At 70.6% G+C, this 13,437-nt stretch carries 15 protein-coding genes; 5 read left to right on the top strand and 10 right to left on the bottom strand.

The window, feature by feature from the left end; translation table 11 throughout:
* Positions 1 to 150: 150 nt before the first annotated feature.
* The 4 genes from ACWHMB_RS18940 to ACWHMB_RS18925 are packed head-to-tail and all read right to left on the bottom strand — an operon-like array spanning position 151 to position 3,983.
* Positions 151 to 1,572 carry an NAD(P)(+) transhydrogenase (Re/Si-specific) subunit beta gene (locus ACWHMB_RS18940; RefSeq protein ID WP_447648684.1) on the bottom strand — a complete coding sequence of 474 codons (1,422 nt, stop codon included), beginning with the start codon at positions 1,570 to 1,572 and terminating at the stop codon, positions 151 to 153.
* A 12-nt stretch (positions 1,573 to 1,584) separates the two neighbouring features.
* Positions 1,585 to 1,914 carry an NAD(P) transhydrogenase subunit alpha gene (locus tag ACWHMB_RS18935; protein ID WP_293226632.1) on the bottom strand — a complete coding sequence of 110 codons (330 nt, stop codon included), beginning with the start codon at positions 1,912 to 1,914 and terminating at the stop codon, positions 1,585 to 1,587.
* A 46-nt stretch (positions 1,915 to 1,960) separates the two neighbouring features.
* Positions 1,961 to 2,797 (bottom strand): hypothetical protein, encoded by an 837-nt coding sequence (locus ACWHMB_RS18930; protein ID WP_377482170.1) that lies wholly within the window; start codon positions 2,795 to 2,797, stop codon positions 1,961 to 1,963.
* Positions 2,798 to 2,819: 22 nt separating this feature from the next.
* On the bottom strand, positions 2,820 to 3,983 hold the full coding sequence (locus tag ACWHMB_RS18925; RefSeq protein WP_447648683.1) for an NAD(P) transhydrogenase subunit alpha: 1,164 nt from the start codon (positions 3,981 to 3,983) through the stop codon (positions 2,820 to 2,822).
* 171 nt (positions 3,984 to 4,154) lie between these two features.
* Here ACWHMB_RS18925 and ACWHMB_RS18920 point away from each other — a divergent pair, with 171 nt between their 5' ends.
* Together ACWHMB_RS18920 and ACWHMB_RS18915 are read left to right on the top strand one after the other, a co-directional pair.
* A complete protein-coding gene (locus tag ACWHMB_RS18920) occupies positions 4,155 to 4,637 on the top strand; it encodes an NUDIX hydrolase (protein ID WP_377482164.1) in 483 nt (160 codons plus the stop codon).
* Positions 4,638 to 4,691: 54 nt separating this feature from the next.
* A complete protein-coding gene (locus tag ACWHMB_RS18915; RefSeq protein ID WP_377482161.1) occupies positions 4,692 to 5,450 on the top strand; it encodes a sulfite exporter TauE/SafE family protein in 759 nt (252 codons plus the stop codon).
* 44 nt (positions 5,451 to 5,494) lie between these two features.
* Here ACWHMB_RS18915 and ACWHMB_RS18910 read toward each other — a convergent pair whose 3' ends face one another.
* The 5 genes from ACWHMB_RS18910 to ACWHMB_RS18890 form a co-directional block, all read right to left on the bottom strand.
* On the bottom strand, positions 5,495 to 6,652 hold the full coding sequence (locus ACWHMB_RS18910) for a D-alanyl-D-alanine carboxypeptidase family protein (RefSeq protein WP_377482158.1): 1,158 nt from the start codon (positions 6,650 to 6,652) through the stop codon (positions 5,495 to 5,497).
* A gap of 34 nt (positions 6,653 to 6,686) precedes the next feature.
* Positions 6,687 to 7,325 (bottom strand): alpha/beta hydrolase, encoded by a 639-nt coding sequence (locus ACWHMB_RS18905; protein ID WP_377482155.1) that lies wholly within the window; start codon positions 7,323 to 7,325, stop codon positions 6,687 to 6,689.
* Between the two features lie 94 nt (positions 7,326 to 7,419).
* Positions 7,420 to 7,764, bottom strand: coding sequence for a (2Fe-2S) ferredoxin domain-containing protein (locus tag ACWHMB_RS18900; protein ID WP_377482152.1), 345 nt, complete (start codon positions 7,762 to 7,764; stop codon positions 7,420 to 7,422).
* Positions 7,761 to 8,879 carry a VanZ family protein gene (locus ACWHMB_RS18895; protein ID WP_293221152.1) on the bottom strand — a complete coding sequence of 373 codons (1,119 nt, stop codon included), beginning with the start codon at positions 8,877 to 8,879 and terminating at the stop codon, positions 7,761 to 7,763. The genes ACWHMB_RS18900 and ACWHMB_RS18895 overlap by 4 nt, the downstream gene beginning before the upstream one ends.
* A 20-nt stretch (positions 8,880 to 8,899) precedes the next feature.
* Positions 8,900 to 9,328 carry a CopD family protein gene (locus ACWHMB_RS18890; protein WP_293221154.1) on the bottom strand — a complete coding sequence of 143 codons (429 nt, stop codon included), beginning with the start codon at positions 9,326 to 9,328 and terminating at the stop codon, positions 8,900 to 8,902.
* Positions 9,329 to 9,630: 302 nt separating this feature from the next.
* Here ACWHMB_RS18890 and hemB point away from each other — a divergent pair, with 302 nt between their 5' ends.
* Both hemB and ACWHMB_RS18880 read left to right on the top strand, forming a co-directional pair.
* On the top strand, positions 9,631 to 10,641 hold the full coding sequence (gene hemB / locus ACWHMB_RS18885) for a porphobilinogen synthase (RefSeq protein WP_293221155.1): 1,011 nt from the start codon (positions 9,631 to 9,633) through the stop codon (positions 10,639 to 10,641).
* A gap of 49 nt (positions 10,642 to 10,690) precedes the next feature.
* Positions 10,691 to 11,788 carry a magnesium transporter CorA family protein gene (locus tag ACWHMB_RS18880; protein WP_293221156.1) on the top strand — a complete coding sequence of 366 codons (1,098 nt, stop codon included), beginning with the start codon at positions 10,691 to 10,693 and terminating at the stop codon, positions 11,786 to 11,788.
* A 240-nt stretch (positions 11,789 to 12,028) separates the two neighbouring features.
* Here the strand turns inward: ACWHMB_RS18880 and ACWHMB_RS18875 are convergent, their stop codons facing one another.
* On the bottom strand, positions 12,029 to 12,331 hold the full coding sequence (locus tag ACWHMB_RS18875; protein WP_293221157.1) for a hypothetical protein: 303 nt from the start codon (positions 12,329 to 12,331) through the stop codon (positions 12,029 to 12,031).
* Between the two features lie 167 nt (positions 12,332 to 12,498).
* Between ACWHMB_RS18875 and ACWHMB_RS18870 the strand changes: the two genes are divergently transcribed.
* Positions 12,499 to 13,419, top strand: a complete 921-nt coding sequence (locus ACWHMB_RS18870) for a LysR family transcriptional regulator (RefSeq protein WP_377482145.1) — start codon at positions 12,499 to 12,501, stop codon at positions 13,417 to 13,419.
* The last annotated feature ends 18 nt before the right edge of the window (positions 13,420 to 13,437 follow it).

Here is a 13,437-nt window from a genome sequence, read left to right as displayed (position 1 = left end):
CGGGAAAAGGGGGAAATGCAAGCCATTGTGACCGGCGCCGGCGCGCCCGGTGCCGGCCGGGGTCAAAAAGAAGGCAAATGGAGAAGTCGGCAGGCGAAAAAAAGCGAGGCACGCCGTGCCTCGCCGTTGCCGGTGCGCCGGGCGCGCGGCCTACTCGATCGCCTTGGTGATCTCTTCCACCACCTTCTTGGCGTCGCCGAACACCATCATGGTCTTGTCCATGTAGAACAGCTCGTTGTCCAGCCCCGCATAGCCGGCCGCCATGGAGCGCTTGTTGACGATCACGGTCTTGGCCTTGTAGGCCTCCAGGATCGGCATGCCGTAGATCGGGCTGCCCTTTTGCAGCGCGGCGGGGTTCACCACGTCGTTGGCGCCCAGGATCATGGCCACGTCGGCCTGGCCGAACTCGCCGTTGATGTCGTCCATCTCGAACACCTGGTCGTAGGGCACCTCGGCCTCCGCCAGCAGCACGTTCATGTGGCCGGGCATGCGGCCGGCCACGGGGTGGATGGCGTACTTGACCTCGATGCCCTTGTCGGTGAGCTTTTGCACCATTTCTTTCACCGCGTGCTGCGCGCGCGCCACCGCCAGGCCGTAGCCGGGCACGATGATCACGCTGTCGGCGTTGCCCAGCATGAAGGCCACGTCGTCGGGGCTGCCGCTCTTGACCGGGCGCTGCTCCTGCTTGCCGCCGGCGGTGGCCGTCTCACCGCCGAAGCCGCCCAGGATCACGCTCAGGAAGGCGCGGTTCATCGCCTTGCACATGATGAAGGACAGGATGGCGCCCGAGCTGCCCACCAGCGAGCCGGCGATGATCAGCATGCTGTTGTTGAGCGAAAAGCCGATGCCCGCCGCCGCCCAGCCCGAGTAGCTGTTGAGCATGGAGATCACCACCGGCATGTTGGCGCCGCCGATCGGGATGATCAGCGTCACGCCGATGACGAAGCCCAGCAGACACACCAGCGCGAAGTCCCAGTTGCTTTGCGAGTGCCAGAAGCCGTAGATGAAGAAGATCGCCGCCAGGCCCAGCAGCAGGTTCAGCCAGTGCTGGCCGGCAAACTGCACCGGCGCGCCCTGGAACAGCCGGAACTTGCTCTTGCCCGACAGCTTGCCCCAGGCGATGACCGAGCCGCTGAAGGTGACCGCGCCGATGAAGGCGCCCAGCGACAGCTCGATGCGGTTGCCGCCCGGAATGGCCTCGCCCACCTGCGCCACGATGCCCAGCGCGTGCGGCTCGATCACCGTGGCCGCCGCGATGCACACCGCCGCCAGGCCGATCATGCTGTGGAAGAAGGCGATCAGCTCGGGCATCTGGGTCATCTCGACCGTCTTGGCGCGCCAGGCGCCGTAGCTGCCGCCGATGACCAGGCCCAGCAGCACCCAGCCCAGGCCGGCCATGGAACCCGAGAGCTTGACGATCAGCGCCGCCGTGGTCAGCACGGCAATCGCCATGCCGACCATGCCGAACAGGTTGCCGCGGATCGACGAGGTGGGGTGCGACAGGCCCTTCAAGGCCTGGATGAAGCAGACGCTGGCAATCAGGTACAGCAGCGCGACAAGGTTCATGCTCATGCCATGTGCTCCTTATTTTGCAGCGCCTTGCGCTTGTTCCGCCTTGGCTGGGCGCTCTTTTTTCTTGAACATCTCGAGCATGCGCCGGGTCACCAGGAAGCCGCCGAAGATGTTGACCGAGGCCAGCGCCACCGCCGCCACGCCCAGCAGCTTGGGAAACCAGTCGCCGGTCAGCGCGGCGGCCAGCATGGCGCCGACCACGACGATGGCCGAGATGGCGTTGGTGACGGCCATCAGCGGCGTGTGCAGCGCCGGCGTGACGGTCCACACCACGTGGTAGCCGACGTAAATGGCCAGCACGAAGATGGTCAGGTTGATGAGGGTGTGGGATACGACATCCATGGGTGGGCTCCTCGAAATCTCGGGTCGGGCCGCGCGCGGCGCGGGCCTATTGGCGGTCGGCGCGCGGGGCGCGGGCGGGCGGCGGCGCGGGCGGGTTCACCTGCACGGCGGTGGCGGCGGGCGGCGCCGTCACGACCGCTGGGGCGGCGGCAGGCGCGGGCGCCGCCAGCGGGGCCGAAAACGGAAACGGCGGCACGCGCAGCGCGCCCCCGGCGGCGGCGGCCTGCGTGGCGTGCGCGAACTGGCGCGCCCAAGCCTGGCCGGTGCCGCCGCTGACCAGAAAATCGTAGTTGTTGCGCGTCACCGGCTCCAGCAGCGCCGGGTTGACCAGCGCCACCGCCTCCACCGCGTCGCCGCTGCCGGTGGCGCGGTCGCTGATCCAGGCGCGCGGGCGCGCGGCCCAGCCGCGGGCGTCGATCCAGCGCTCCAGCACCGGGTTTTGCTGCTGCAGCCAGTGGTCGAAGTCGGCGTCGCGGCGCATGCGCAGGCAGCCGGCGGCGTCCTTCACGTCCAGCCGGCCGGGCGCGGCGCAGCTGCTGCCGCCGCCGGCCACGCGCTGCACCAGCACCAGCGCCAGCCACTGGCCGTCGGCGCGCTGCAGGCCGGCCACGCGCGTGGGCACGCTGGCGCCGCTGGCGGGCGCGGGGCCCACGCCGGCCAGCCAGGGCGCGTCGTAGGCGCCCAGGTCGTACCAGCGGCCGATGGCGCTGGGCGGCACCTCGATGGCGGGGGCGGATTCGGCGCCCTGCGGTGCGGCGGCCACGGCCGGGCTGCCGGCCGGCGCCGAGGCCAGCGGGGCGTTGGCGCAGGCGCCCAGCGCCAGCGCGGCGGCCAGCGCCAGGCCGGTGGCGCCGCGGCGAAGAAGAGGGGAGGAAGCGGTCATGGGCATGGCGCGGGGCGGCGCGTCAGGACTTGCGGGTGACGGCGCCCTGGTGCGCCATCAGGCAGGCGGCGACGATGTCGTCTTCCGGGTCGATGCGAAAGGCGCTGGCCGGCTCGCCCTTGGGTGCCGGCGGCAGCACCAGCTTCAAGAAGTCGAGCACGTTGCGCGCGTACAGGCTGCTGGCGTCGGCACCCACCAGCGCGGCCAGGTTGGTCTCGCCGACGATCACCACGCCGTGCCGGGTCACGGTCTGGTCGGCCACCGTCAGCGGGCAGTTGCCGCCCACCGTGCCGTTGGCGTTGGGCGCGCCCTTGCCGGCGGCCATGTCGATGATGACCGAGCCGGGCTTCATGCTTTGCACCATCTCCTCGGTGATCAGCACCGGCGCGGCGCGGCCGGGGATCAGCGCGGTGGAGATCACCACGTCGGCCTGGGCCACGCGCTTGGCGACCTCGACCTTCTGCCGGTCGAGCCAGCTTTGCGGCATCGGCCGGGCGTAGCCGCCCACGCCCTCGGCGGCTTCTTTCTCCTCGGCCGTCTCGTAGGGCACGTCGATGAACTTGCCGCCCAGCGACTCGATCTGCTCCTTCACGCTCGGGCGCACGTCGCTGGCCTCGATGACGGCGCCCAGGCGCTTGGCGGTGGCGATCGCCTGCAGGCCGGCCACGCCCACGCCCAGGATGACCACGCGCGCCGCCTTCACGGTGCCGGCGGCCGTCATCAGCATGGGAAAGAACTTCTGGTAGCGGTCGGCCGCCATGATGACGGCCTTGTAGCCGGCGATGTTGGCCTGGGATGACAGCACGTCCATGCTTTGCGCGCGCGTGGTGCGCGGCGCGGCTTCGAGCGCGAAGGCGGTCAGGTTGGCGGCGGCCAGGCGCTGCAGGCCCTCGGCGTTGAAGGGCTCCAGCATGCCCACCAGCACCGCGCCCGGCTTCATCTGCGCCAGCTCGGCCGGTGCCGGGCTGCGCACCTTCAGCACCATCTCGGCGCCCAGGGCGGCGGCGGCGTCCACCAGCTGCGCGCCGGCGGCGGCATAGGCCTCGTCGGTCACGCTGGCGCGCACGCCGGCGCCGGCCTGCACGCTCACCGCATGGCCCTGCGCCACCAGTTTCTTGACCGTTTCCGGGGTCGCGGCCACGCGGCTTTCGCCGGCGGCCGTTTCGGCGGGGACGCCAATCAGCATGAAATCTTCTCCTCGTACAAGCGCTTGCGCGAAGCGGTCCGGCGCGAGCCCGCGGCCCAGTCCGGCGGGCGGGGCCTCGGCCCACGGTGTCGGGGGGCCATTATGCTTGATTTCGGCTGGCCTACCCGGTTACGCCGTGTCGCGCCCGGCCGGCTCTGCATAATCGGCGCCATGAGCAAGCCCCGTTGGAGGCCGCGCGTCACCGTCGCGGCCGTGATCGAGCAGGACGGCCGCTACCTGCTGGTGGAGGAAAACACCGCGGACGGCCTGCGCCTGAACACCCCCGCCGGCCACCTGGAGCCGGGCGAGTCGCCGCAGGACGGCGCGGTGCGCGAGGCGCTGGAGGAAACCGCCCGCGCCTTCACGCCCAGCGCCCTGCTGGGGGTGTACCTGGCCGCCTCGCCCGACGCCGAAGGGCAGCCCACCACCTGGCTGCGCATCACCTACTGCGGCACGGCGGGCGAGCCCCAGCCCGGCCGCGCGCTGGACGCCGGCATCGTGCGCACCGTGTGGCTGACGCCCGAGGAGCTGCGCGCCAGCCAGGCGCGCCACCGCAGCCCGCTGGTGCTGCGCTGCGTGGAAGACCACCTGCGCGGCCAGCGCTTCGGCCTGGATGCGGTGCAGGCGCACGCCTCGGCGCTGGGTTTGAAATGAAATCGGCCTCTGGCGCCCGCCGGATGTGCGTGGACAGCTATCAATATCGTAGTCATGGCGGATGATGCGCTGACCTGGGCCGTGCTGGCGGCGGCGGCGTTCGGCGCCGGCGTGCTGAACGCCATGGCCGGCGGCGGCACCTTTTTGACTTTTCCGGCCCTGGTGTGGGCGGGCGTGCCGCCGATCGCGGCCAACGCCACCAGCGCGCTGGCGGTGTGCCCGGGCTACTTCGGCAGCGTGGCGGGCTTTCGGCGCGAGCTGGCGGCCCTGCCGCGCGCGCTGCTGGGGCGCGAAATGGCGATCAGCGCCGTCGGCGGCGTGGTCGGCGCCCTGCTGCTGCTGGTGACGCCGCCCCAGGTGTTTGCCGGCGTGGTGCCCTGGCTGCTGCTGCTGGTCACCGTGCTGTTCGCCGCCGGCCCGCGCCTGGCGCGCTGGAGCGCGGGCGAGGGTGGCAGCCGTCTGGCCGCCTGGCGCGCGCCCGGCCTGCTGCTGGCCACGGCCTACGGCGGCTACTTCAACGGCGGCGTCGGCATCCTGCTGCTGGCGCTGTACCTGCTGGTCGGCGAGACGCGGCTCACCACCGCCAACGCGCTCAAGAACCTCAACTCGTCCGTGCTGTCGGTGCTGTCGGTGGCCGCCTTCGCCCTGGGCGGCGCCATCGTCTGGGGGCCGGCGCTGCTGATGGCCGTGTTCGCCACCGTCGGCGGCGTGGCCGGCGCCCGCCTGGCCCGGCGCCTGCCCACGGCCTGGGTGCGCGCCATCGTCATCGCCACGGGGCTGGTGATGAGCGTGCTGTTCTTCGTGCGGGCGTAGGCGCTTCAACCGATCGGCGCGCCGGGTGCCGGCTCAGCCGCGGCTCACTTGATCCACAGGCGCACGGCGTCCCAGGCGCGGCCCAGGAAGCCCGACTCCTCGACGGCGTCCAGCGCCACCAGCGGCACCTCGGCCAGGGGCTGGCCGTTTTGCGTGATCTTGAGCGTGGCCACCACCTGGTCCTTCTTGAAGGGGGCGATCAGCGGCTCGGGGCGCGCCACCTCGGTCTTGACCTGGGCGGCGCTGCCGGCGGGCACCGACACCACGATCGGCGTCAGGCTGCCCAGCTTGAGCTCGCTGGTCTTGCCCTTCCAGACGCGCGGCGTGGCCACGGCCTGGCCGGCGTCGAACAGCTTGACGTCTTCCCAGGCGGTGTAGCCCCAGTTGAGCAGCTTCTGCGATTCGTTGGCGCGCGCGCTGTCGCTGGTGGCGCCCAGCAGCACCGACACCAGGCGGCGGCCCTTGAGGTTGGGAAAGTCGCGCGCCGCGGTGGCCACCAGGCAGTAGCCGGCGGCCTTGGTGTGGCCGGTCTTCAGGCCGTCCACCGTGGGGTCGCGAAACAGCAGGGTGTTGCGGTTGGTGTCGTTGCTGGCGGGCGTGCCGGGGTAGCGGTACTTCTTGATGGCGAAGTACTTCACGTCCTCCGGAAAGTCCTGCATCAGCCGCGCCGACAGCGCGGCCAGGTCGCGCGCGGTGGTGACGTGGGCCGGGTCGGGCAGGCCGTCGACGTTGACGTAGTGGGTGTTCTTCAGGCCCAGCGCCTTGGCCTGGTCGTTCATCATCTCGACGAAGCGCTCCACGGTGCCGCCCACGCCCTCGGCCAGGGCCACGGTGGCGTCGTTGCCCGACTGCACCAGCATGCCCTTGATCAGGTCTTCCACCGGCACCTGCATCTTGGGGTCGATGAACATGCGCGAGCCGGGCGTCTTCCAGGCGCGCTCGCTCACCGGCAGGGTCTGCGTCAGGCTCACCTTCTTGGCGCGCAGGGCGTCGAACACCACGTAGGCGGTCATCAGCTTGGTCAGCGAGGCCGGCTCCACCGGCGCGTCCATGTCCTTGCCGGCCAGGATCTGGCCCGAGCTGAGGTCCATCAGCAAATAGGCCTTGGCGGCGACCTCGGGCGGCTGCGGCGCCTGCGCGTGCGCCAGCAGCGCGGCGCTGGACAGGGTGAGGACGGCAAGGGAGCGGAGCAGGCGGTTCATCGGTTTGGGCAAGGGGAAAAAATGTTGGGGTGGTTCAAGCGCGCACGTGACGCATCACCAGGGACTTGAGCAGCGGCAGCTGACCGTGAAAGAAATGGCCGCCGCCGGGCACCACGGTGATCGGCAGGCTTTGCGGGCGCGCCCAGTCGAGCACGGCGGCCAGGGGAACGGTGTCGTCCTGCTCGCCATGGACGACCAGGGTGGCGGGGTGCAGTTCCGCCGCGATCGGCGCCACCGCGAAGTGCTCGGCCGCCGTGCCGACCAGCACCACGCGCTCGATCCGGCGGCGGCCGTGCAGTGCGGCGACCGCCTGGCTGGCGACGAAGGCGCCGAAGGAGAAGCCCGCGATCAGCAGCGGCGCCGCGGCCGGCGCCTGCTGCTCGATGACGGCCAGCATGTCCTGCAGCTCGCCGCGGCCTTCGTCGTAGGCACCCTGGCTGGCGCCCACGCCGCGAAAATTGAAGCGCAGCGCGCGCCAGCCGCACTGCACGCAGGCGCGCGCCACGGTCTGCACCACCTTGTTGGTCATGGTGCCGCCGAACTGCGGGTGGGGGTGGGCGATGACGGCGGTGCCGCGCGGGGCGGCGCCGTCGGCCGGCAGGGGGGTGTCGAGCAGGGCCTCGATCGCGCCGGCGGGGCCGGGCAGCGTGAGCGATTGGGTCAAGGCGTTCATCAGCTATTTAAATTATAGCTACCGGCGCTTGCCACAGCCGCGCGAGAACCTGAAAAAGCTTGTAAACGGCGGGCTGCGCGGGCGGCGGCCGGGCTCAGCGGCCCACGTCCGGCGGCAGCAGCAGGCGCTCGACCACCTGGCCGTTCTTGAGGTGCGCCTCGATGATCTCGTCGATGTCGCTGGTGTCCACGTACGAGTACCAGGTGCCCTCGGGGTACACCACCGCCACCGGCGCGCCGGCGCAGCGGTCCAGGCAGCCCGACTTGTTGACGCGCACCTGGCCCACGCCGGCCAGGCCCTCGGCCTTGACGCGCGCCTTGCAGTGATCGAAGGCGGCCTGGGCGCCGTGGTCGGCGCAGCAGTTTTCACCGTTGCTGCGCTGGTTCAGGCAAAAGAAGATGTGGCGCTGGTAGTAGGGCGGGGCGGCGGGGGTGCTCATGGCGCGATTTTAGGCACCGGCGTGCGCGCGAGGGTGCGCGCCGCCAGCCAGGCCAGCAGGGCAAAGGGCCACAGCCAGCCCAGCCACTGGGCCAGGCCGTAGAAATGAATGAAGCGCCCCTGCTCCCAGTTTTGCAGCGTGGCGGCAAAGTAGACATTGGGCGTGGCGCTGTTGAGCAGCGCCAGCTGGGCCAGCACGGCCAGCAGCAGGACGACGGCGCAGGCGCGCGGCGGCAGCGCCAGCAGCAGCAGCGCCGCCAGCGCCGCCAGCGGCAGGCCGTGCTGCACCGCCGGCGTCACCCAGGCCCAGGCGTTGACCGGCCCGTAGGACAGCGCCGTCGACAGGGTGGAGACAGCGATGCCCACGCCCAGCGCGGCCAGGGCAAAGGCGGCGCGCCGCCCGCGCGGCGCGATCACGCAGTAGCCCAGCAGGCAGGGCGCCAGCGCGCCCAGCGCGACGCTGGCCGCCTCGGCCCACGGCAGCATGGGCTGCAGCTCGATGTCGCGCACCGGCAGCCAGTCCAGGAAGGGCGTGCCCTGCAGCCAGTCGCCCAGCGCGGCCTCGCTGCGCTCGATCACCTGGCCCATGCCGAAGGCCACCGGCAGCGGAAACAGCAGGCCGATCGGCCACAGCGCCAGCAGCACCAGCGCGCCGCGCGCATCGCGCGCGAACCAGCGGCGGCGCACGCGTCGCCCGTGCTCGATGGCGCCCAGGCGATCGAGCAGCGCCGCGCCCAGCGCGCCCAGCAAGCCGCCCAGGGTGTTGAAGCCCAGGTCCACGTTGGAGGCCACGCGCAGCGGCAGGTAGGACTGCAGGCATTCCATGCTGAAGGACAGCGCCGCCGTGGCCAGGCTGGCCAGCAGCGCGGCCGTCCAGCGCGCGCGCGTGCGCAGCCGCAGCGCCAGCGTCAGCAAAAAGCCCATCGGCAAATAGCCCACCAGGTTGATCGCCAGGTCGAACCCCGTCCAGTACCGCGGCCAGGGCGCGCGCAGGTAGGCCCAGGGCACGATGCCCTGGTCGCGCCAGCCGGTGAACGGAAACAGGCTGGCGTAGACGATCAGCGCCGCGTACAGCAGGGTCAGCGGCCAGGCGGTGGAGGGCGGGTGGCGTCCCATGGCGGGCGCCTGGCTCGGTATCAAAACGGCTTGACCACCACCAGGATGACGGCGGCCAGCAGCCCCAGCACGGGCAGCTCGTTGAACCAGCGAAACCACACGTGGCCGGGCGCGGCCTGCCCGCGCTCGAAGCGCGCCAGCAGACGCGCGCAGGCCACGTGATAGACGATCAGCAGCGCCACCACCCCCAGCTTGGCGTGCAGCCAGCCGTTGCCCGGCCCCTGGCCGATGCCGTAGCCCAGCCACAGCCACAGGCCCAGGCCCAGCGCCGGCACGGCCAGCATGGTCATGAAGCGCAGCAGCTTGCGCGCCATCAACAGCAGGCGCGTGCGCTCGGCCGTCGACTGCGGCGGCACCATGGCCAGGTTGACGAAGATGCGCGGCAGGTAGAACAGGCCCGCGAACCAGCTGACCACGAACACGATGTGCAGGGCTTTGATCCACAACATGGGCTGAGTGTAGGCCGCTGCCGCGCAAGTTCCGCCGAACGGGCGGGCGGACAGGTACCAGTAAAAAACCCCAGCCGCGAACGGCTGGGGTCGAAAAGCCTGTCTGCTGTCACACATCAAGGCTCCCGCTCAGGGAGGAAAAGCGGGGGGCGACGAATCGCCCAAATGAACTATACCAAAAGTGTTCATGACTTTGCACAAAACCCATGAACTTTTCATGGGTGGCGGGATCGCGCGGTGCCGCCGGGTCGATCGCCAAGCGGCCATCGGCCGGCCCGCCGTTTGGGGCACAATTTTCCCCCATGACCCCTTTTGCACCCGCCCCGTTTCCCGCCCTGCGCCCGCGCCGCTTGCGCCGCGACGACTTCACCCGCCGCCTGGTGCGCGAGCACCGCCTGTCGGCCGACGACCTGATCTACCCCGTGTTCGTGCTCGACGGCAAGGGCAAGCGCCAGGCCGTGCCGTCCATGCCGGGCGTGGAGCGCCTGTCGCTGGACCTGCTGCTGCCGGTGGCCGAGGAGTGCGTGGCGCTGGGCATTCCCGTCATGGCGCTGTTTCCGGTGATCGACGCCAAGCTCAAGGACGACAGGGGCAGCGAATCGACCAACGCGCGCGGCCTGATCCCGCGCGTGGTGCGCGAGCTGAAAAAGCGCTTTCCCGAGCTCGGCATCATGACCGACGTGGCGCTCGACCCCTACACCAGCCACGGCCAGGACGGCTGGCTGGACAAGAGCGGCTACGTGCTCAACGACGAGACCGTGGGCCAGCTGGTCAAGCAGGCGCTCGTGCAGGCCGCGGCCGGCGTGGACATCGTGGCGCCCAGCGACATGATGGACGGGCGCATCGGCGCCATCCGCCAGGCGCTGGAGGCCAAGGGTCACATCCACACCCGCATCATGGCCTACAGCGCCAAGTACGCCAGCGCCTTCTACGGCCCGTTTCGCGACGCCGTGGGCTCGGCCGGCAACCTGGGCCAGAGCGACAAGAAGGTCTATCAGATGGACCCCGGCAACGGCGACGAGGCGCTGCGCGAGGTCGCCATCGACCTGCAGGAAGGCGCCGACATGGTGATGGTCAAGCCCGGCATGCCCTACCTGGACGTGCTGCGCCGCGTGAAGGACGCCTTTCGCGTGCCCACCTTCGCCTATCAGGTCAGCGGCGAATACGCCATGCTCAAGGCGGCGGCGCAAAACGGCTGGCTGGACCACGACCGCGTGGTGATGGAGGCGCTGCTGGCCTTCAAGCGCGCCGGCGCCGACGGCGTGCTGACCTACTTCGCACGCGACGCCGCGCGATTGCTACGAAATAAATAGCTGTTCGCGCTTGTTCTACCTGTGCTAGAGGCCGATTTGGCATAAATTCGTGCACATCGTCGAGTTCACCGCCGGCAGCCTGCGCTTCGTCGACACCGTGCCGGCGCAGGCGCCGGCCGACGGCTTCGTGTGGGTGTACCTGGAGCGCGCCGAATACGCCGCCACCCTGGCCGAGCAGCAGGCGCTGGCGCAGCGCCTGGGCGGCTCGGCCCTGCTGGACGTGCATGCGCGCGACCTGGCCAACGAGACGCACCCGTCCAACTACGACGCCACCTCGGTGTACGACCGCATCGTGTTCCGGCGCCTGCCCACCGCCGACGAGGCGCGACTGGCGCCGCGCGGCGCCGACCTGGCGCGCATCGACTCGCGCGCGGTGGCCTTCGCGGTGTTCGACCGCCTGCTGGTCAGCGTGCATCCGCCCGGCTGCCCGACGGCGGTCGCCTTCATCGAGCGCCTGGCCACCGACGCGCGCCTGAGCGTGGAGGCGCAGGCCGTGCGCTCGCGCCTGCCGCAAAGCCCGGCCGACCTGGCGCTGCAGTTGATCAACCAGATGGTCGACAGCTACCTGGACCACCGCAAGGAGCTGACGCGCGCGATGGACGGCGTGCAGGACGCGCTGCTGCGCGCCGACGCGCGCGCCGGCACCTGGCCCGCGCTGATGCGCGCGCGCCAGCGCCTGCACTGGCTGCAGGAGCTGTGCGAGGAGCAGCAGGACGCCATGCAGGAATGGCTGGACACGCTGCGCGAGCAGCCGCTGTCGGACTACGCCGCCGACGCCACGCAGGCGCTGGCGCGGCGCGACCAGCTGGTGGCACGCGCGCGCGACGTGATGGAGCACATCGACCGCGTGCTGCACCACGCGCGCCGGCTGGAGCAGTCGGCCGAGACGGTGGTGCAGATCCACTTCAACGCGCAGGGCCAGCGCACCAACGACATCATGCGCACGCTGACGGCGATCACGGCGGTGTTCTTGCCGCTGAACCTGTTCACCGGCTTCTTCGGCATGAACTTCGACCACCTGCCGCTCATTCACAGCGGCATCGGCATGTGGGTGGCGCTGCTGCTGCTGCTGGCGCTGGCCTTGGCCATCGTGGTGCTGTTCTGGCGCCGGCGCTATCTCAGCCACGAGCGCGACGACGAGGTCTGAGAAGGTGTGAACGAGCCCCTCATGCCCGTCTTGATCGCCAAAACCCGCCCGCTCGGCGTTGCAAATGCTCGCCGTAGCTCTTGCTACGTCTGCGCTTTGCGCCTTGATCGGACGCGTTTTGACGCTCCTTTCGGGCACGCTGGATTCATTCACACCTTCTGAAAACCGCAAACCCCGCCGGCACGCGTGCCGGCGGGGTTCGGTCGTGGCAGCCGGCCCCCGGGGGGCCGGCGCACTGAATCAGGCGGCTTCGCCAGAGGCCGGGTGAAAGCCCTGGGCCAGCGCCTGGCGCGTGGCCGCGCGCACTTCGGCGCGCGTCACGCTGCTGGCCGGCTCGGGCGTGGCCTGGGCGCTCAACTCGCCGGCGGCCGGCAGCTGGCGCGCGGCGTCGGCGCGCACGTCCTGGCGTTGCAGGCTGCTGGCGAGCACCACGTCCTGGCCGGCAAACGGCGCTTCACCGGCGGCCGGCTGCAGGCTGCCCGCAAAGGCAGTGCCCGACAGCAGCAGGGCGGCGGCGGCGAGGGTGGTGTTGAGCTTTTTCATGATGCATTCCTTCATATCGGCAAGTGGGTCCCGTGGCCGACCGGCCATGCGGGGCACGAAGGTTGAGTTGTTTGGGCCTTCGATGGAACGCAGTTTGGGCCGATCAGGGGGGTTAAAAAAGCCATCCCGAACGATTTCACTTGTTCCCGATTGGAAATAATGTCGGCATGGACTCGCTCGATCTCATCCAGACCTTTCGTGAAGTCGCGCGGCGCGGCAGCTTCTCGGCCACGGCGCGCGCGCAAGGGGTGTCGCCGGCCAGCGTCAGCAAGTCGATCGTGCAGCTGGAAACGCGCTTCGGCCTGCGCCTGTTCAACCGCACCACGCGCAAGGTGTCGCTGACCGACGCCGGGCAGCTGCTGTTCGAGCGCAGCGGCGCGCTGCTGGAGCTGATCGACCTGACGCAGGGCGAGCTGCACGAGCGCGCCACGCACCCCAGCGGACGCCTGCAGCTGACGGCCCCGCACGGGCTGATGCAGACCGACCTGCCCGCCCTGCTGGGCCAGTTCCTGCTGCAGTACCCCGAGGTGACGCTGGACCTGCACGTGACCGACCGCGTGCTCAATCTGGTCGAGGAGGGGATCGACCTGGCCTTTCGCGTCGGCCCCATCGACGACGCCAACCAGATCGTGCGACGCCTGGTGCCGATCGACTTCGTCGCCGCCGCCGCGCCGGCCTACTGGCGCGCGCACGGCAAGCCCAGCCATCCGCGCGATCTGCTCACCCACGCGCAACTGGCGCACAACCTGTTCGGCGAGGCGCCGCGCTGGCATTTCAGCGTGCAGGGCAAGCCGCTGGAGCTGCCGCTGCAGCCGCGCTTTGCCGCCACCAGCCAGATGCCGCTGGTGACGCTGGCGCTGCAGGGCGTGGGCGTGCTCTGGGGCTCGCGCCGGGCCCTGGCACCGCACTTCGAGCGTGGCGAGCTGGAGCCGGCGCTGGAGGCGTTTTCACCCACCGACATCTGGCTGCACGCGGTCTACACCCAGCGCCGCCACAACAGCGCCGCGCTGCGCGCGCTGCTGGCGCATCTGGATGAATTTGCGCAGGCTTTCCGGCACGCGGAGGCCGGCGCATCCAGCACCGGTTGAGCCGCCGATACCGACGCA

Source organism: Ottowia pentelensis (assembly GCF_964341695.1).
This window is presented reverse-complemented; position numbering and strand designations above follow the sequence as displayed.